Below are 18694 nucleotides of genomic sequence, written 5' to 3' on the forward strand. Positions count from 1 at the left end.
TGTCACCTACTACAAGGCGCTCACCGCACACGCCTACGTCGGAACGGAGTTGCCAGAGGCGCTGCACCCCTACGCCAGTAAGCCCTACTCGTACCTGCGCTGGCTTGAGGACGAACTCAACGGCAACAAGGGGCCGGGGGCCACGTCGGCACCGATGACGCTGCGGCCAGAGCAGCGAGAGGACGTCCGCGCCATCGCCACCGCGGCCCAGAGAGGGTGGAGGGGTATCTACTTGGCGAACTCCGTCGGCACAGGCAAGACCCTGATCTCGGTGGCCGCGGCGAAGGTGATTGCCCGCATGCGGGGAGCCCAGACTGTGCTGATCACCGTGGACCGGCCCGCACGGATCACGATCCCGTCGTGGCGGCGCACCATCGCCGCGCTCGGCGACGACGACCTGCGGTGGATCATCATGCCGTCGGACAGCCTGGGCAAGCTCATCGCCCGGAACGGCCGCCCGAAGATCGCCCCGGACGTCGTGGTGACCGACGAGGCTCACCAGTTCCGGCACGCCTCCAAACGCACCGACTACATGCGCCGACTGGCCAGACTGGACGCACCCGCCGAGAAGGCCCCGTTCGTTCTGGCGGTCACCGCCACCCCGGGCCATCATCCTGGCGAGTGGGGCTACCTGTCGTCGCTGTTCGCCCAGGTGCACGGCGATCCGCCGGCCCAGTGGGCCGATTTCGGCAAGGCGCTGGCGGCGCGGGGCACGCCGCTGGAGACCTCCTACGGCAAGTGGACCTGGACCAAGGAGGCCAAACAGTCTCTCCAGGTCCAGCAACGCGAGATCGCGAAGGTCCGCGATGTGCTGTTGCGCCACGACCCCCCGCTGATGCTCAACCGTGCGGCCCCGTGGGGCCCTCCCCCGTTCGACGTCGAGCTCGTGGAACTCACGCCAGACCAGTGGCGGGCCTACGAGCTGGAGTGGGGCGACTTTCGGCGGGAGATGAAGATTGCCCGTTCCGGCAACGACGTCGCGCGCGGGCTCGCCGCGATCGTGCGGCTGCGGCAGAAGGCCTCGATGATCCGCGCCGAGCATACGGTCGACGCCGTGCGCGCGGAGCTCGAGCGCGGCTATCAGGTGTTGGTGGCTACCGAGATGGTCTCCACGGCCGCGCACCCGGTCGCGGACATGCTCGAGGCGCACGGCGTTCCGGTGGCTCGCATCTACGGCTCGAACCCGAACGCCGAAGCGGAACGGATGCGGTTCCAGCGAGGGCAGGCACCGGTCGTGGTGTTCAACACCCCGACGGCAATCAATTTGCAGGCGCGCGAGCAGTTCGCTGACGGCACCTTCGCGACCGACACTCCGCGGCGAGGGCTGTTCCACCAGGCGCGCTACAGCGGGCTGTTGGCGGAGCAGACCATGGGGAGGGCACACCGAAATCACCAAGTGTGCGCATGGTCACTCTTGGCGGCTATGGGCACCATCGAAGAGCAGGCCGGTCTGGTGATGTTGTCAAGGCTCATTGCCTCCGCGACCAGCACTAACTCTGATGCGTCAACCTTTTCGGGGGTGGCCCAGATTTTCGGCGCCGACTGGATTCCTGCTGCTCAACTCGCCGCCGAACTCGACTGAGAACCGCATTTCGCACTGCCAGTCCGTGCAAAGCGAGTGCGGACCCTCTATAGTCAAAGGCGTCGTGCACTGCGACATCCCGGTTATGGCCGGGATCAAATCGTGGCGGTTCAGGCACTACCGTCACGTCGCATCGGTTGCCTTCAGTGGTCCGTGTGGTTATCTCCGATACGTGATGAGGCCCGAGCCAAGCTCGGGTCTCACGCATATTTACCGGCGGCACGCTCCGGCCAGCGACACGACGATGCCAGACAATGGGCTACACCACTGCCTGCCTGTCGTCGAGAGGACCCCGCTTCCGATGTGTCGCGCCCAGCCCGGACCTCGCTGCCCCAAGCACACCCGGGCCAAGATCACCTCTCTGTTGGCGACCCGCAAGCGCATCGAAGACCGCCTCGCTGCCGCCAATCCAGGCACCCGCGCCTGGGAGAAGGCAGCCCAAGACCGCCAACGCAACGACGAAGCACTGGTCCTGGCGAACAACGAGCTCAACAGCTCCACCAACCGACAGAAGGAGCTCGAGGACACGATCGAAACCCTCGCCTCCACCGACCCCAAAGACCCGAAACTACGCACTCTCGCCCGAGACCTGGCCACTGGCCGCCTACTCCACGCCGAACGCCTGCGCCAGCAGAAACTCATGCCGGCCATCGACCTCAAGTCCTGCCACCCCGCCGCACGCCAGGCGTGGCTCGAGCTCGGCGAAGCTCGAGCCAGCATGGCTCGCTACAAGGTGCGGATGGACGTCAACGGCTCACAGCCCGACGTATGGGCCTCCTGGCGAGACCGCCATGCCGACGCCGCCCGCCGCGCAGAGCTCGCCGCAGCCCGCTTCGAGGCGATCCAGAAGAACGGGCCGCAAGCGTGGGGGCTGATGACCGCCGACGAGCGCACCAAGGCTCGTGCTGCCGTCAACGAGACCGCCGACTTCACCACCCCCACAGCGCCACAGACCCTCGAGGACGTCTTCAACGACTACATCGACCAGCAGGGCGGCGCCTCACCGAACCTTGACCCGAGGCTGGTCAACTGGGCCGGCGAAGACAACCCGGCTCCCGACGTTGACTCCCCCGCCTGGGCTGAGGCACGCGCTCGCCGCAACGCCGCCGAAGCGGCCGGCGACACCGACGCAGACGGACCGGTCACCGCGAAACCGTTCTCCGGCAAACAACAGACCCCGCCCGGGTACGCCGGGCGCCGCGCGACCCGGCGTCAGCGGGCCGGCAGCGCCCGCCAACTGCTGCGGGAGATTCGCCGGGGCACGCAGTCCATGGACAGCGAGAAGCTGCAGTCCTTACTTCGCCCCGCTCCTGGCCAAGATGGCGACCCCAGCAAGGCGGCGATCGCGGATCCGACGGGGATGATGATGCTCTTGGCGCTCTTTACCGGACGCCGGTAGTTCTGCAGCAGCCCCACCAGATTGGTGCTGGTGGAAGCGGATTCCGGAAAGGGAATCCGATACCCTTTCACAGCGGCATGCCCAGTGCGCATACTGGTGTGGTACCTGCAGACCAGAAAGGAGCGGCAGATGTTCGATTCGCTCATCTCCAGTGGCGCCACTGTCCTCGTCGGCATCGGCACGCTGATGCTGCTCGGACTCGTCGCCCAGAAGAACACGGCCATCTCCCTGATCGGTGTGGCCGGCACCGCGGGCCTATCGTTCGCCCTCACACTGATCCACCCGTACAGCGCCGGAGAGTTCACAAGCCTGTGGCCGGTACTCATCGGGCTCGCCTTCTCCGCTGTGATCACCGCGGTGGCTGCTGCAGACCGACCCGAGCTACCGCTGTCTTTCGACACGCGCCCGGACCAGCGGGTCATCAACGCTGAGACGACCAGCCCGCAGGCGCTCGCCGCGGCCGGGCCGAAGCACTGGGCCCTCGGCTAACAGGTCGCAGCCCCCTCCCCTACGCGACGTCGCGGCCCCGCACCATCCCGGTGCGGGGCCGCGGCCGTCTCATCCTGGTCAGCTGTACCTGGGGAACAGGTCGTCCACCACGACGGCCAGATCGTCGATCTTCTGCTGCTCGGTGATGACCGTGGGCAGCTCCCGGATGGCTGCGGCGATCCCCCTCGAGTGGGTGACCACCGCGTCCCTTTCGTAGACGCCGACGGAATCGAACAACGGAATCGCGGCCGCCTCCCGGTCCATCCGGGCGCCGTGGATCGACAGCAGCACCGGGATCGTGGTGCCTTCGGGCATCTTGAGCGCCTTCTCGATCTGCGCAGCCTCCCACGCCGTTGACGACGCCAGGGCAGCACTGGCCGGGTAGCCGTTCAAGTACCACTCTCCGACCTTCTCGGGCTTGCCGGAGAACTCAGCCACCCGGAACACCTCGTAGGCCCGCTGGCGGGCCTCCAGCGCCGCCTGCGGCAGCGCCTCATCCGGCTGGTCCGGCGATGCCGCATCATCAGTTTCCATCGCCGCGTCCACCGCAGCCTCCTGCAGCGGAGGCAAAGCGTTCCCCGACGCGTCGGTGCGACCCCTGGCGCTGTGCCCATCAGGAAGGACCCGTTCGTCCACCTGCCCGAAATCGAGCTCCCGGTAGGACATCTCGCCAGCGCGGAACTTGGAGTCCACCAGCGCCACGCCGTGCGGCCCGATGACGAGGTGGTCCAAGTCAGCGGCCGAACCGGGAATCTTCCGAGAGTGCAGCACGATGTACTCCGGGCCCAACGTGGACAGCACGCTCGCCGTCTCCTGCTCGGCCTCGATCCCAACCTCGATGTTGCGCACCGACATCGCCGGCGGGACCTTGGTGCCGATAGCCATGGGGTCGACAGGCATAGTCCGGGCCTGGATGCCCGACCGCGCCTTGGCTCGCGCTACCCGCTGATCGGAGGCCCGGTCGCCGACGGCATAGACCAGGGCAATGCACAGCGCGAGCGCGGCTACCGGGGCAGCGACACTGATCCACTTTCCCAGCAGCATCAGCGCCACCGTCGACCACTGTCCGGCGATGACGACCGGCACCACCGGCAGGCGCGTGCGACGCCGGTTGATCGGGATCAGGGTCACGCCGATCGCCGCCAACGCGATCACCGTCTCCCACCACGAGGCCCCGACCGTGAGGCCGGCACCGATAGTGGCGACAGCTGCGGTCGCCGACGACGCGATCACCGCTGAGGCCCCTTGGGTTGCGGCGAGGAATCGGGCGGTCACGGCCGCCGACAGTGCGATCCCGCCGACCCACACTGCAGCCAGTGCATGTCCCAGTACGACGAGCACCAGCATCACGGCGACGGCGACAAACGAGCCGAAGGCGACTGCCTTGAGGGCCTGATCCATCCTGGCGTAGCGGACACGGTCGCGCAGGATGCCGCTGAGAGAGCGGCCCGCGTCGGCGGCACCGTCTCCTCGGGCGCTGTCCCCGCGAGCGTCGAGGATGTCGGTTCTGTTCATGCCGATCACCTTAAAGTCCGGTTGTGCCGGTGTGGTGTCGCCGTGACCAGCAGAAGCGGTGGGGACTGGACGGTCAGCGGTCGGCGGGCTGCCGTTCGCCGAACTGGATAGCATCGACCGCCCAGCCGCGGTCTTCCTTGCGCACGTCGGCGTAGTGCACCGAACGGAACGCCCCCATTCTGGTTCCGTCGGCGGCGGTGACGTACTCGCGGACCTCGACCACTCGACGCCACAGGTCAGGTTCGTCGGCGGGGTGCTCTTCCGGGGTGACCTCAGCCTCCGCGGCGATCGCCGCCTCCGCAGCAACCCACTGGCTCCACTGCAGCGACGGCCGTGCACTGGTGGCACCGATGACGAGTTCGTCCCGCAGCTTGCCCGTCATCAGGTCTGCCGCGCGGGCGAACGACTGCCCGGAAGACTCTTCGCGGGTGGTGTCCCGGGTGTAGATGATCCGCAGGGCCTCGACGGCGACCGCTTCCGGGTCCTCCCGGTCCACCTGTGCCGCCTTTGCCTCCGGAAGGGGTTCCCCGAGGGCGCGGACGGGCCAGTCCTCGGTTGGAGTCGTAGGTCCCGAGGTGGTGATGATCGGCGCCGCCGGCGGCGGTTCCGGCTCGGGGTCGCTGCTGCAGCCAGCGGCCGCCGACAGTGCCACGGCACAGGCCAGGAGGGTGGTGCGGCGACGCGGAACGGCTCTCATCAGGTTCTCTCCTGTCGTTGATTTCAGCCCTCATCGTCCGGCCCGGGCTGCGGGCTGTGGCGTTCTAGTCCTTGCCCGGCACGGGCTTGAGGTCGTCGGCGGTGTAGCGGACCACTACGGAGTCGGCGGCCCACCGCTCGTACTCGCCCACTGGCACGCCGGTCATCTGGGCCTCGTAGTAGGACTTGCCTGGCTCGACCACGAACGCCACGTGCTCCGGCCCATTGCCCTCGAACCGAGAGAACACGATGTCACCGGGGCGAGCGTCCTCGACGTCGATCTTCGTTCCCACTTCGACCTGTGCCTTCGTCCCGTGCGGTACGGTATACCCGATGTCCGCGAAAGCGATCGTGATCAGGCCCGAGCAGTCGAGCCCGGCAGGGGTCTTCCCTCCCCAGACGTAGGGGACACCTTCGTACTTGCGGGCGGCCTCGAGGGCCTGGGCTCCGATGTCGTCCTTGCTGACGGCGCGACTCCGGGACGGTCGGCTCCCCCGATCCCCCGAGGAACGGACTTTGCCGGTCCCGGCGTACTTGCCGCGCGCGGCCATGATCTTGGCGACGTACGGCTGGGTCTGGGTCGTGTAGTCGCCGCCGGAGGGCATGCCTCCCGCGTTCTGCACTGCGCCGGGGCCGGCGTTGTAGGCAGCGATCGTCAGTTCCATCAGGTCGCCCTTGACGCTGCCGTCGTCGATCCACCCGCGGATCTGGTCACTGAGTGCGCACATGAAGTCCGCTTGGGCCATGACCGCGTCACTGATCTTGAACGGGTCGCCCGTACCCACCGGCCCTATTGGTTTGCCGTTTTCGTCTCGAGGGCTGCCCCACTGCGGCCAGGTGTAGGGCATGAACTGGGCCGGGCCTTGCGCTCCGACCCCGCTCACAGCCCTGGGATTAAAACCGGATTCGGCTTCCAGCTGGGCCGCCAGGAGCGGCGCGTCGACCTCTTCGCAGACCTGAGCGCCGAGCTCGATCCACTTGACGAACTCCGGCGGGACCGTCCCTTCTTCCAGGGGCTGTCCGGCGCCGACCGCGCAGCTGGAGTCCTTCTCGGACAGACGCTCGAGCCGCATGCCTTCCTGGGCGTTCTCGTCGTCCCACAGGTTCTCGATGACCTCGGTCGCCAGCGGCTCCCACCGCTCGAGTTCCTGCTCTAGGGAGGCCCGTTCCGGGTACATCTCGATCAGCACTTCCGGCCCGGGGTCGGTGGCCCAGCCGGCGTTGTCCTCGGCGATCTCTTCGAGCCGGTCCATGAACCTGCCGGCCTGACGCATCGGGTCCATCAGCTGCTGCTGGGACTCTCCGCCGAACGGCGCCTGGGCAAAGATGCCGATCTTGTTGACGTTCTCCTCGGCGTCCATGTTGATGAAGTTGGCCTGGTGACCGGACAGCATCGCTGCCAGCACCGCGGCCCGCTTCGGCGGATCGAGATCGGACTCCTTGGCCTTGATGATGAGAGCCTTGACGTTGGCCTGCTGCTCCGGGGTCAACGTCATCGACAGCGTCTCCTCGTCGGTGTCAGCCCGTTCGATCTGACGCGACTCGTCGGTCTCCTCCCCGCCGCCTGGCGCGTTGTAGGTGGTGTCATCGTTGGGGGCGCCGTTGCCGTGGAACGAGATGTGGACATGGTCCATGTGGTTCTCGGTGGGGTCGCCTTGGTCCTCCATGTCGGACCATTCGCCGCCCTCCCAGTAGCGCTGCTGCCAGATGACGGACACGACGTTGAGCTCGTCGGCGTGCTCGGTGAAGTAGTTGGCGACCCTGTCTCCGAGCTTCTTACCCTCGTCGTCCATCGGGACCATGACGTCGATGGCGCGCCCCGACGGGTGGTCGGGGCTGCGCTCGTCTTCTCGCCACCCCCCGATCGTCTTGACCTCTGGGAACTCGGCGACCACGGTGCGCATCCCTCGCACCGCGTCCACCTGCAGTCGGTCCTCGCTGCCGATCTCGGCCGGAGTGGGCGGCAGTCCCTCGCTGGCTCCTGCGCTCTCTGCGCCGGCGGCGGCGTCGGCGTCATACTCCTGGTAGATCAGCTTGCCGACATCGGCGATCGCCGAGTCTGCTGCGCTGGGGCCGCCGCTGAACGTGGTGGTCACCGCAACGGCGACGGGGTCGCCGTTCTCCGGCCAGATGAAGCCGATGTCGTGCGAGACGCCGGTGTTCTCTCCGGTCTTGTTCGCCACCTTCCCTGTAGGGATGTGGGCGGGCAGCTTGGTGCGCACCGTCTGCCGCTTCATCAGCTCGACGATGCGGGCCGCACCGTCCTTGGTGATGAACCCGCCGCCGCCCTGGGAGGCCTTCCACACCGCGGACAGGAAGGCCACAGCCCCACTGGCGGACACCTCTGAGCGGGTGGCGCCCGGCGCCGCCATCATCATGTTGCCGAGGCTGTATCCGCTGGACACTCCTGCATCGGAGATGACGCTGTTGACCGCGTCGAAGCCACCGACCTTGTCGATGAGCGCGTTCGTTGCGGTGTTGTCGGAGTTGGTGATCATCAGCTCTTCGAGCCGCGAGACCGAGTACTCTCCCGCTTCCAAGCCGATGCCGGCGCCGCCGACTACATGCTCAGGACGGACCTGCACCTGCTCGTCCTGGCGCAGGTGCTTTTCCACTGCAGCCGCGATGCCCACCTTGATCGCCGAGGCCGCGTAGGCCTCGGTGTCTGCGGCGCCGGCGGTGACAGGGCTGCCTCCCGAAGCCTTCGCCACGGCCACCCCCATCGTGATGCCCGAGTCCTTGGCGGTGGTGACGATGTGCCCGAGGCCGTCCTCGAAGTCACCGCCCTGCTCGGCGTCATCGCGATCACGGACGAAGGTGCCCGGCGGCGCCGGCTTGAGCTGCTTGAGCTCCGGGTAGGTGCCGTTGGTGCACGCCGGCCACGCTCCCCAACCCTGCTCGGCGAGAACCCTATTCGCGACCTCCATCTGCTGTTCACGCGTGGCCTTGGCTGCGGTCGGCGCGTACTCGTCGCCACCGAAACTCGTCCAGGTCTGGGCCGAAAACTGCAGTCCACCGGAGTAGCCGTTGCCGGTGTCGATGGCCCAGTTTCCACCCGCCTCGCACTGAGCGAGCTTGTCCCAGTCTGCGGCGGTGACGGTGCCTTCTGGCTGGCCCCCAGAACTCGGCCCGGTGCGGTTCGACACCTGCTCGGCTGCCGGGCGGTCGCCGTCTGATGTGTCGGGAGCCGGCGATTCGGCGCGCAGCTTGTCGAGCCACGGCTTCGGGTCCACTCCCCCGCCTTGGCTCCAGCCGCCCGGGTACACGCCGAAATGCAGGTGCGGGCCAGTGGAGAACCCTTCGCTCCCTATGTCGGCGATGTGCTGGCCAGCTTTGACCTTGTCTCCGGCCTTGACGTGGACGCCAGCGGCGGACATGTGCCCGTACAGGCTGTCGACCTTCTCGCCGTCGATCTCATGCTCGATGATGATCCAGTGCCCGTAGCCGGAGGCTGGTCCCGCCTCTTTCACGACGCCGTCGGCGACGGCGTAGATCGGGGCTCCGAGGGGGCCGCCGAAGTCCAGGCCATCGTGGAAGCTCTCCCAGCGGGGCCCGAACGGTGAAGTCTCGGGCACGTCCGGGTCTACCGGGTAGCCCATCTGTCCGTTGCCGCGACTGGGTCTCGGAGCGTCTGGGCTGCCCGACTGAGCGGTGACGTCCACGCACTCGCCGGCGCTCTGCGGGGACTGCGACCCGGTGATGCCGCCGAGCATCGAGGTCGCGACGGTCATCGCGATGGTCGCCACGATGAGCATCTGCAGCACCATGACCAGGGCGACGACGGTGTAGAGGATGCGGCGGCGACGCTGCTTCTTCTTCCGGTCTTCCGGCGAGTCCATCGGGGACGGCAGTAGCGCCAGTGCCGCCTTGCTAGCGCCTCCCGTTGCAGCGGTTAGCGCCCCTTCGGTGGCGCGTTTGGCCTGCCTCTTTCCCGCCTGCGACGCGGCCCCGCCGGCGCGGCCGCGAGGGCCGGGTAGGGGTGAGGGGCGTCCGGGGCGGGTCATTCTCTTCTTCCTGTGCTCAGCGCTCGAGGGATTCGGGGCGGGGAGGGAACGGGGCCTCAGGCCGGGTCTCAGCGGCGCCGGTCACGGTGGGGATCTTGGTGGCCGAGGTCTCGACGGCCACGTCGTAGGTTTTGGTCTCGACGCGGCCGTCGGCGGCTCGCGCATCGGCGTGGTAGAGGTGGCGGTCAACGGTGATGCGGGCTACCGAGGTGCCGTCTCCGGTGTCGGCTACCCGTACCTCGTCCTTGCGCTGGCAGCCGATCACCTGGGTCTCTTCGTTCCAGGCCCATGACCAGGTGTCGACGAACGCGATCCGCTGGCGTTGCACGAACTCGTCGGCGGCCAGGTTCGACCAGCTGTCGAACCACTCCTTCTGCGGTTGTTGGGCGAACGTGCGGTAGCAGGCCCAGTGGATCGTGAACTTCTCCACGGCGGCTTTCACCGAGTCCGCGTCGTCGCCGCGGCTGGGGGTGGGCTCTGGCAGCGGAGTTCCGTCCATACCTGGGGTTGCCGGGGCAGCCATGGTCGACGGTGCCGTAGAGGGCTGTACCGCCGGGCCGGTGCCCGCCTCTCCCGATTCCTCGCCGGAGCCGCATGCGGTCAGGGCGAGAGCAGTCAGTAAGGCGCCGGCTACGACACGTACACGGGTGGTCATCGGTTTGCCTTTCGTCGCGCTGGCCGCGGTTCCTCCCGCACCCGATGGCTTCTGCTCGCGGCGGCAGCACGGTGGACGCGGCGCTTGCGCGCTGTCCGCACCACCGTCGTCACGACCGCTGTCGCGACGATGTCGAAGACGAGCGCGGCGGAGAAAACTAACGCGACGGTGATCAGGACTTGCCGGGCCAGCTCGCCCCCGGATTCCCATCCGGCGCACAGCACGATCAGTGCGCCCCACATCAGCCACCGCGCTACCGGTTTGCCGAACAGGCCGAACGCATTGGCCTGCTCGTCGTGATGTGCCGCTTCCGCCGCAGTCACAGCAGCACCCCGAACACCGCCATGACCAGCCCGACGAACACAGCGAGACCGACCAGAAGGTACTGGACCCTCACCCCGAACACCCGGTAGTTCTGGCCGAGCCACGTCTTCACCGCAAGGGGGTCGGTGTAGCGATCTACTCCGCGCCGCGGCATGTCCTCAAGGTCGCCTTCATCGTCCCCGTCGAGGTCATCGTCGTAGTCCGCTACGCTCCGCTGCTGCCGCTCCAGGGGGAAGTCCTCGACGTCGTTGCCCTCGGCTTCCCATTCGGCGATCTCCTGGGCCAGCAGCACGTCCTCGAGTTGGTGCAGTAAGGCCCGCACCTCCATGGGCCCCAAGTCGATGATGACGGCCCCGAGCCGCCCCTCAAGATCGCCTGCGAGAACTTCCATGACGGACTGGTGCGGGTTGTCCTCGTCGAGCAGCACCTCCACCCTCAGTGCGTCGTTGTCCCACGCCGGCGCCAGGGAGTCGCCAGGGCCACTCCCGTCGGAGTTGCTGGTGCGCTCCTCGACGTCATGCGGAGACCGGGCCAGATCCTCGCTCTCAGGAACTGCCGGGATGGTTGACTCTGGCGCGGCCACCGGATCGTCGCCATTCATCGACGCGTCTCCTCACGCAGGTGGTCGGTGTCGCGAACGGCACTCGTCATCAGATCCGCCCGCCTCGGCCGGGACGGTTGATCGGGGCCCCCATGCCGAAGTCCTCCTTTGCGTAGCGGAGCGCCTTCTCCCGATCTCGTGCCCGCTTTGCTCTCTCGCGGCGCAGCATCTCGCGGTCTTCCTGGCGGGTTTCCCGGCGCAGCATCTCGTACTCCTTCTGTTCAGCGCGTTGTCCCTGACGTGACTCATGCAATGTGGTGCGGGCTCCCTTGACGCCTCGGAGCTGGGCGCTCGCCGACTGGCCCATCGCGTCGCGGGCACGGCCGGCCGCTCCGGAAACGACATTCCCGGTACGCTGCCCGGCGTAGCGGGCGCGAGCGCCCACTTCTTGGGCGACACCACTGGCATCCGACGCCTTCACGCGCGCCCGGTCGACCAAAGTCCCCTGGCCTTCACCGATCCGGGCACGTGCCGCCTCAGTCTTGGCGACGCTCTTATCTAGCGCCGGCTGCGCGAACTCGCTGCCGGCGGAACCGGCCCACCGGGCTCCTCGCACTGCCACCTTGCCCCCGCCGATCGTCCCGGCCCGGGTCGCCCGCGCAGTTCCCCGAGCGGCGGCACCGCCGGCGACGGCAGCCTTGCGTCCGGTGTACTTGACGCCTGCAGATAGGCCCTTGTATCCGACTATGCCGGCGGCGGCGGCGGGAGCGGCGCCGGCGGCCTTGCCGTAGCGAGCCATGTTGGGTGCCTTGTCGGCGGCGGCGTTCTGAATCTTCTGGATCATCATCCAGCTGGCGATGAGCACCAGGATGGTCCACAGGATCTTGATTCCGGTGTTGATCTGCATTGAGAACACTACGGAAATGACCCAGATCATCAGCGTCATCGCGAAGCCGTACAACAGGCGCTGGGCGAACGTCGACAGCACGTTGGTCGCCCACTGCACGGCGACTTTCGACTTGCCGGGGTAGGCGCCCCACAGCAGTTGGAATAGTCCCATGACGAACAGCGCCCACAGCCAGGCGTGCCACAGCAGGGTGATCACGCCCATGCTTCCCAGCCCAACACCGGTGACGACGACACCGATCATCGAGGCGAAGGCTTGCGCTACGTGAGGAAAGGACCCTTGCCCCTGGTAGGCGCCGATGATGTCAGCCGCCTTACTGGGGTGCATGCCCCCGCCGGACTCGGCTTGCTGGTACAGGTCCGCGGCCACCGCGTGGTAGGGCTCGCAGCGTGCGAGGACTTCATAGTCGGCTTCCTCGTCACCGGTGTCAGCGCCGGCCCCGCCGCTGACGCAGGCGCTGACACGGGCCGAGATGCTGGGGCCTCCCTCCTGAGCGATGAGGTAGGAGCGCAGGTCACCGCAGCCGATGCCGTTGTGGTCGGGGACGTTGTTGTAGCAGGGCAGTCCGGCCTCGTTGGCCCCTCCGCTGCCTTGGTCCATAGCCGGTTCAGCGTCCACCAGGGGGTTAGAAAACCGAGTTGGTTGGGTCGACGTCGGTATGGGGTTGGCGCCGGCGACACCGAACTGTCCGATGGCCCACGGCTTGTAGGCCAGGGACTCGGCGAGGATGCAGGAGGTGATGCGCTGGCCTGGCGCCACCGGGGAGATGTCACCGCCGCCGCCGGCGGGCCGCTGGCACATCGTGGTGTCGTTACCGTCGATCATCGAGAACACCGCCTCAGCGAAGGCGTTGTTCAGCCCGGCCGCTGTGGTGTCCAGGAACTCGGCGGTCATGTAGAAACCGTTGCCGTTGGGGTTGGTGAAGCTGGCTGCGGTCACGCCGGTGTAGGCGAACGCTGCCAGAGCGAGAACCAGGAGCGATCCAGCGGCATCACCGAGACCTTCTCGTAGCCCTGTGGTGCGAGTTGCGCGCACCCCGATGGCGACCCCGGCGAGCGTGAACATCACGCCACCCATGGGCATCACGAATTTGGTGAACACCTCAGCGACGATCGGGTTGGCCTTGTCGTAGAGCATCGCCAATGGGTTCTCGACCTGTGCCCACTCCTTGAACGCCAGGGTGGTCTGCAACCCATACACGGTGATCTTGAACAGCAAGTTCCCGACCATCACCGACGTCCACGGCCCGAACCCGCAGGCGTCGTCTCCGTCCGGGGTCTTCTGCCAGTTGACCCACTTGAGGCCGCGCAGCCCGGCGACCTCGTAGAGGGTGTAGCTGCCCAGGGAGTAGTTCTCCTCCTGGCCGGCGCGGGTGAAGTTCGTGGCGACGTCGGCGTACTGCGGTGGTTGCTCCGCGGCCCCCAGCCCCGGCTGCTCGGCACCACCGAAGTTGATGTTCGAGATTAGGCTCTCCGGCCCGGTTCCGACCGGCTCCGGAGACAAGTTTGGGCTGGTCACCGAGCACACCATGGCGTCTCGGGCAGCGCCCATCCACTCCCGAGGATCGAGGGAGACTGCGCTGGCCTGACCGGAACTGGCTATCGCGGCTGACATCGCCAGCACGGCCGCCACCAGCGCCATCACGACGCCGCGGACAGCTCTACGCCATCCGCGGGCCCGCGCTTGCCGAGGCACCTTGCGGATCCGCAGGCCGACGACGAGTAACGCGGCAGCCGCGCCGGCGACCACCACCAGCCCCCGCCAGCTGGTGCCGGTCGCCCACACCGTCAGCGGCAGGGTCGCGGCGACCGTGGCCTGTCCGACGACGGTGGTCCATCCGCGGTGCACCCCCGTGGAGGGCATGATCCAGGCGCAGAGCGCGATGACGACGAACAGTGCCGTGTAAATCAAGGCGATCTCGTCGACCCCGACAAGCATCCACAGCGGGTCCATGGCGGTCGCGGTGATCATCACCAGACTGGTCGCCGCGACCGTAGAGGTCAGCGTGCCCGTCAGCTGTGGCGCCCGCCGGTAGCCGATCGCCGTCGCGCCGACCGCCGTCAGAGCGGTGCCGAAGACCGCCAGCCCGGCCGTGCCGGCGAGTGCGTGGGCCTGCCACAGCAAAACCGTGGCGACCATCGACACCATGACGGCCCTGTAGAGGGACCGTGCATGACGATCCGCCCACGACAGTGCACGATCCGGTCCGGCGAGCATGGCCACAGCGGTACGGGGCACGAGTTGTCTCCTTGTCGCCCCCAGAAGCCTTCTCGAGCAGAACTCCTGTGGGGTGTGCGGTCTCCGATGGGTGCATCGTCGCACGGGGGCATGCCGCCAGGGCTCGAGCACGCTGTGAGCTCCGCACGGTATGCGGAGTCAGGCCGGTTCGTCTTCCAGGTAGTGGTCCCACTCGTCCATCTCGAACACCGTGGACGTCGCAGTGTGGTGCTCGGCGATCACGCCGCGCACCACACCGGTGCGCAGCATGTCGCGAGTGTCCGACACGGTCTCCCAGTCCCGGCCCTGCGCACTTATCCGCTGGTTCTGCACGTGCGGCCGGAAGTTGGGGTTGGTTTCCACCGCGGCCCACAGCTCCCGGAACAGCATGTCGGTCTGGATCGGGCCCACTCGGCCGTCGACGTCCTTCATCACGCAGCGTCCTGTGCCGAGGATTCCTTCGGCCTTGGTGAGCCGTCTGGCCAGGTCGCGGACCACCGTCGGGTCGTCGTCGTCCATGCTGCCGCGCAGCAGTCGCAGCGCGGCCAGCGCCTCGGTGTCAGAGTCCTGCCAGAACGCGAAGATGGTGGGGAACTGGTTGGTGGAGACCTCGTCCCCCTCGCCGGAGCTGGACTGCAGGGCAGCGATGTCGGAGGCCTGCTGGGAGATGAACACGACGACGAAGTTGAACGACCGGCCCTGCCGCAACGCCACTTGGATCAGGTCGCGGCCAGCCGGGATACGGGTGATCATGTAGCCCTCGTCGACGAACAGTGCGCGCGGACGGCGCTGCGGAGGGGCGTCTGCGGGACCATTCGGCTTGTGGACCTTCCGGACCGACTGCATCACGTCCGAAATCCGGTACAGGGCGGTGAAGAGAGCTGCCGCGGCATTGCGCTCCTTGGGTGACCACTCCTCCGGGTTGTCCTTCTTCGGCGGATCCACACCGCGCAGCGTGATCACGGTTCGCCGCTTGTCGAGCGTGCGCAGATTTCCCGTCGCCGGACCGGTGTCCTCCCCGTTTCCGAACAGCAGCTTGGAGAAGTCCTCTTCGGCGGCACGGTTGAGCCGGTCGGCGACCGCCTCCAGGTCCTTGATGCGGTCACGGATGGCCAGTTGCTCGGCGGCGCCCATCTTCTTGACCTGTTCGGGGCCGAGGAAATCGGTGTTCAGATTTTCGATCTCCTGGCCGATGTAACCGGCGACCAGCCGCAGGCCCATCGCGAACGGTTTCGGCTCCCCTGTGTCGGTTTCCTCGCTGGTCACACGGTCGTAGTCGGACTGCATCGTCTGCAGTGCCCGATCAATGATCTTGCGTTCCTTCGGATCGGCGATGAGCTGCTGAATGATCTCGCGGGCCAGGCTCGCGCCGCGGCGCACGTCGTCGCACAGCAGGAACGGGTCGAGCATCCCGGCTCGGCCGCGCCACAGGTCGATGAGGTCGGTCTGCTCCCAGAAATCGCGATTGATAACTGTGAACGCCGAGTCCGGCCCCCCGAGCTCGATGTCCATGGACTGGGCCTCGTCCTCGAAGCGGGGATCGGTGACCTGGTCACCGAACGCCACGTAGTGGCAGAAGGCCTCGAAGTCGTTCTTGGGGTCGGCGACGACGGTCTGCACGCCCGACTCTGACAGCCAGAAGAACAGCATCAGCGATAGGGAGGACTTGCCGGATCCGGAGGCGCCGATGATGGCGACTCCGCCGGCGTTGTCGCGGGCGATCGCCACGAACGGGTCGAAGTGGACGATCGCGCCGTTTTCGACGCTGTAGCCGATCGGGTGGCCCATCCACCCCTTGGTTACGCCTCCCCTGAACTCGGCGCGATCGCCGACGGTGGGGGTGGAATCCAGGCGGGGCAGGGCCAGTGTCTCGATGCTGGACCAGCGTTCCCCGATGTCGATGCCGCCGGCGTGCTTGGACAGGAACTGCTTGCCGATGCGTTCGACGTTGACCTTCCCTGGAAGCTGCTCTTCCAGCAGGGCCAGCTGCACGCCCCGCTTGCGTTCCAAGGTCATGGTGGTCACCGCGTTCTTGACCTCGCGGACGGCGTCGGACAGTGCGCTCAGAGAGGGGGCGGCCACCACCAGTCGCAGCTGCCCGATCATCACCGGCGCTGGCTCGAGTTGCAGCTGTGCGTGCAGTTCTTCGGCGGCGTCCCAGGTGCGATCGAACCGGAGATCGCCGGTCTGGGCGTCTGGCGGGTTGTTTGCCGCCTGGTTGCGGTTGGCCGCTTCGTCGCGCAGGTTACCGATCCGCTTCTTGGCGAACTTCTGCCAGGCCTTCTCATCCATCAGCGCGAACCGCCAGGACACCTCGACCGGGTACGGCAGGTCACGCAGCACCTTGCCCCACGCCGAGGACTCGCCGAACTCCATGTGGGATTCGGGGACATTCGCCACAGTCAGGGTGGTGACGTAGGACCGGCGCGGGATCCCGTTCTCCGGGTCGGGTTCCAGGATCTCCACCGCATCCGGCAGAACGCGCCCGGTCGCCGACGCCCACATGTCGAACCACTGGGCCCGCCACGGCCGGGTTGCCGAGTAGCCGATCTCCGGATCTGGCTGGAAATGCCCGGACATGGTCTTGCGGACCAGCCACGACAGGTCGGACCTGTCCATGGGAAGTGCCCCGTGCTGGGCCATGCGGTCGTAGAACTGGCGGGCGCGGTTGCGCATGAACGCGAGCTCGCGGGCTTCGTAGTGCTCGTCGGCGATGCCGTCGTTCATCAGTGCCGACAGCGGATCCACGGTGGTCTTGCCGTTGATCACGCCGATGCGCACCATGATCATCCGGCGCCGCTCCGGGGTGGAGTCGGCGATGTGCGGCGCCACTCCTGTGTGCAGTAGGTCGTTGAACAGGGCGGACGGGTTCCACGCCTGCTTGAGGTACTGCTGCTCCCAGCGGGCCACGTTGGCCGGCTGGAACCGGACAGTCTCGTGGCAGCGCACTTCCGTGAAGCCCTTGTCTCCGAGCTGCTGCATGAACCGCAGGATGCCCCGGTACAGGTCATTGATATGGCCGACGATCGCGATTTGTTCGCTGGCGGTACGGAAGGAATCCTGCGTTGATTCGGGCACCACCCCGACCCACACCTCGTCACCGGAGATGAAGAAGAAGGGGTCGTCCTCGGCGTAGCTGTAGTTGAGGCGTTTCTCCTGCTTACGCGTCTTCCGCTGATCGACGAGCCGATTGATCATCTCCTCGGTGGTCTCCTCGGGCCGCTCGCCCTCCGTCGCGGCCGATGCTGCGTTCTTGCGGCGTCGCAGCATCGGCGCGACGACCTGGATGAAGACGACCAGTCCGACCAGGAACACGCCTAGGAACCCGAGAATGATCAGTAAGAACGTCATGCTGCACCTTCTTGCTCGAATGTCTCTGCCAGTAGCTGACCGCCGGACTCGAGCCATACCCGCCGCTGCCACTGGGCTACCGACTCGTCGGCGGCGGGCCACTGCCGTCCTTGGATCGGTTCGGCAGGCATCTCGTCGACGTAGCCGTAGTGCTCGTACTGGCGGACCGGAAGCGCCGGCCCATCAATTCCTGCGGGACGGGCTACGATGGCCTCCCACGTGAAGTGGGTGGGCTCTTTGTCAGCCGCCATGCCCGCGATCTGGGTGGGCTGCTTGAACATCCGCATCACGGTCAGCTGGATCCGCTGCGCGAACGTCTCCCGCCCCTCGGTGTCCCGCTGGGCCACCCAGTAGACGGCGATGAACACGCACAGCAGGACCGGTGCCGAGAACCACGCCGAGACCGGCACGAGCAGCGACCACAGCGGCACGACGGGCACCGCCGCGACCGCCATGCCCCCGATCCCCCACCCTGCGGCGGGCATGTCCAGCCCGCCGCCTGGCAGGCCCGACATGTTGATGTCGTTGGCGGTGGCCATGCGGGAGCGGTGATGAACGATCGCCGTGTAGTCCGTGGCGTACGGAACTGTCATCATTTCTCCTGGTCACCGGGGTGTCGGAGCGGGTGCTGGGCGGCCCCTATCCGAGTTCGCCACCGAACTGCATCGCGAAGCCGACGAGGGTGGCTCCGCCGCCGATGATCAGCCCGGCGATCAGCAGGGCTCCCAGGGAGGAGATGGCTTCGCGGATGCCGCCGCCGTCCTTGCTGGACACGGCCTTGAATCCGGCGACGACACCGACCGCGACGACACAGATGGCGAGGATGAGCAGGCCGGCGTTGCGGACGAACCCGCCGATCTGACGCAGGATCGAGTAGAAGCCCTCCTCGCCCTGGCCGGCGCCACCGCCGCCACCGCCGCCGGTCGCGGGCGCCTGCTGGGCGAGGTAGCTGACGTGCTGAGCCACGTCAGGGGCTGCCAGGATCGTGTCAACCAGAGACATGGTGTGCTCCTT

General features: G+C 67.2%; 13 protein-coding genes. 3 read left to right on the top strand and 10 right to left on the bottom strand.

Annotation, left to right across the window (positions count from 1 at the left end; translation table 11 throughout):
• Positions 1–49: 49 nt before the first annotated feature.
• From ACH0BZ_RS09065 to ACH0BZ_RS09075, 3 genes are all read left to right on the top strand, one after another.
• Positions 50–1582, top strand: a complete 1533-nt coding sequence (locus ACH0BZ_RS09065; protein ID WP_406897856.1) for a DEAD/DEAH box helicase family protein — start codon at positions 50–52, stop codon at positions 1580–1582.
• A 301-nt stretch (positions 1583–1883) separates the two neighbouring features.
• On the top strand, positions 1884–2981 hold the full coding sequence (locus ACH0BZ_RS09070) for a hypothetical protein (RefSeq protein ID WP_406897857.1): 1098 nt from the start codon (positions 1884–1886) through the stop codon (positions 2979–2981).
• Positions 2982–3110: 129 nt separating this feature from the next.
• A complete protein-coding gene (locus ACH0BZ_RS09075; protein ID WP_406897858.1) occupies positions 3111–3470 on the top strand; it encodes a hypothetical protein in 360 nt (119 codons plus the stop codon).
• Positions 3471–3548: 78 nt separating this feature from the next.
• Here ACH0BZ_RS09075 and ACH0BZ_RS09080 read toward each other — a convergent pair whose 3' ends face one another.
• From ACH0BZ_RS09080 to ACH0BZ_RS09125, 10 genes are all read right to left on the bottom strand, one after another.
• The gene (locus ACH0BZ_RS09080; protein ID WP_406897859.1) at positions 3549–4985 is read right to left on the bottom strand and encodes a nuclease-related domain-containing protein; all 1437 of its coding nucleotides are present in this window, start codon (positions 4983–4985) and stop codon (positions 3549–3551) included.
• A 73-nt stretch (positions 4986–5058) separates the two neighbouring features.
• A complete protein-coding gene (locus ACH0BZ_RS09085; protein WP_406897860.1) occupies positions 5059–5682 on the bottom strand; it encodes a hypothetical protein in 624 nt (207 codons plus the stop codon).
• Between the two features lie 64 nt (positions 5683–5746).
• Complete coding sequence (locus tag ACH0BZ_RS09090; RefSeq protein ID WP_406897862.1) at positions 5747–9520, bottom strand: serine hydrolase; 3774 nt, start codon at positions 9518–9520, stop codon at positions 5747–5749.
• Positions 9521–9701: 181 nt separating this feature from the next.
• Entirely contained in the window at positions 9702–10184 is a 483-nt protein-coding gene (locus ACH0BZ_RS09095; RefSeq protein ID WP_406897864.1) for a hypothetical protein, read from the bottom strand.
• A gap of 152 nt (positions 10185–10336) precedes the next feature.
• Positions 10337–10663: a hypothetical protein gene (locus tag ACH0BZ_RS09100; RefSeq protein WP_406897866.1), complete on the bottom strand. Its 327-nt coding sequence runs from the start codon at positions 10661–10663 to the stop codon at positions 10337–10339.
• Positions 10660–11265, bottom strand: a complete 606-nt coding sequence (locus ACH0BZ_RS09105; protein ID WP_406897868.1) for a hypothetical protein — start codon at positions 11263–11265, stop codon at positions 10660–10662. Before ACH0BZ_RS09105 ends, ACH0BZ_RS09100 begins: the two co-directional genes overlap by 4 nt.
• A gap of 49 nt (positions 11266–11314) precedes the next feature.
• The gene (locus ACH0BZ_RS09110; protein ID WP_406897869.1) at positions 11315–14260 is read right to left on the bottom strand and encodes a hypothetical protein; all 2946 of its coding nucleotides are present in this window, start codon (positions 14258–14260) and stop codon (positions 11315–11317) included.
• A gap of 228 nt (positions 14261–14488) precedes the next feature.
• Entirely contained in the window at positions 14489–17680 is a 3192-nt protein-coding gene (locus tag ACH0BZ_RS09115) for an ATP-binding protein (protein WP_406897871.1), read from the bottom strand.
• Positions 17677–18273: a hypothetical protein gene (locus ACH0BZ_RS09120; RefSeq protein WP_406897873.1), complete on the bottom strand. Its 597-nt coding sequence runs from the start codon at positions 18271–18273 to the stop codon at positions 17677–17679. The genes ACH0BZ_RS09115 and ACH0BZ_RS09120 overlap by 4 nt, the downstream gene beginning before the upstream one ends.
• 46 nt (positions 18274–18319) lie before the next feature.
• Positions 18320–18682 (bottom strand): hypothetical protein, encoded by a 363-nt coding sequence (locus tag ACH0BZ_RS09125; RefSeq protein ID WP_406897874.1) that lies wholly within the window; start codon positions 18680–18682, stop codon positions 18320–18322.
• Between the last annotated feature and the right edge of the window lie 12 nt (positions 18683–18694).

This window comes from Dietzia sp. 179-F 9C3 NHS, assembly GCF_045369825.1.
Taxonomy (GTDB): domain Bacteria; phylum Actinomycetota; class Actinomycetes; order Mycobacteriales; family Mycobacteriaceae; genus Dietzia.

What these genes read in the sequence shown, in the direction of transcription:
- ACH0BZ_RS09110 (WP_406897869.1), bottom strand. Translation starts at nt 14,260, where the DNA reads ATGGTGTCGATGGTCGCCACGGTTTTGCTGTGGCAGGCCCACGCACTC.
- ACH0BZ_RS09105 (WP_406897868.1), bottom strand. Translation starts at nt 11,265, where the DNA reads ATGAATGGCGACGATCCGGTGGCCGCGCCAGAGTCAACCATCCCGGCA.
- ACH0BZ_RS09075 (WP_406897858.1), top strand. Translation starts at nt 3,111, where the DNA reads ATGTTCGATTCGCTCATCTCCAGTGGCGCCACTGTCCTCGTCGGCATC.
- ACH0BZ_RS09120 (WP_406897873.1), bottom strand. Translation starts at nt 18,273, where the DNA reads ATGACAGTTCCGTACGCCACGGACTACACGGCGATCGTTCATCACCGC.
- ACH0BZ_RS09095 (WP_406897864.1), bottom strand. Translation starts at nt 10,184, where the DNA reads ATGGACGGAACTCCGCTGCCAGAGCCCACCCCCAGCCGCGGCGACGAC.
- ACH0BZ_RS09125 (WP_406897874.1), bottom strand. Translation starts at nt 18,682, where the DNA reads ATGTCTCTGGTTGACACGATCCTGGCAGCCCCTGACGTGGCTCAGCAC.
- ACH0BZ_RS09070 (WP_406897857.1), top strand. Translation starts at nt 1,884, where the DNA reads ATGTGTCGCGCCCAGCCCGGACCTCGCTGCCCCAAGCACACCCGGGCC.
- ACH0BZ_RS09085 (WP_406897860.1), bottom strand. Translation starts at nt 5,682, where the DNA reads ATGAGAGCCGTTCCGCGTCGCCGCACCACCCTCCTGGCCTGTGCCGTG.
- ACH0BZ_RS09115 (WP_406897871.1), bottom strand. Translation starts at nt 17,680, where the DNA reads ATGACGTTCTTACTGATCATTCTCGGGTTCCTAGGCGTGTTCCTGGTC.
- ACH0BZ_RS09090 (WP_406897862.1), bottom strand. Translation starts at nt 9,520, where the DNA reads ATGGACTCGCCGGAAGACCGGAAGAAGAAGCAGCGTCGCCGCCGCATC.
- ACH0BZ_RS09080 (WP_406897859.1), bottom strand. Translation starts at nt 4,985, where the DNA reads ATGAACAGAACCGACATCCTCGACGCTCGCGGGGACAGCGCCCGAGGA.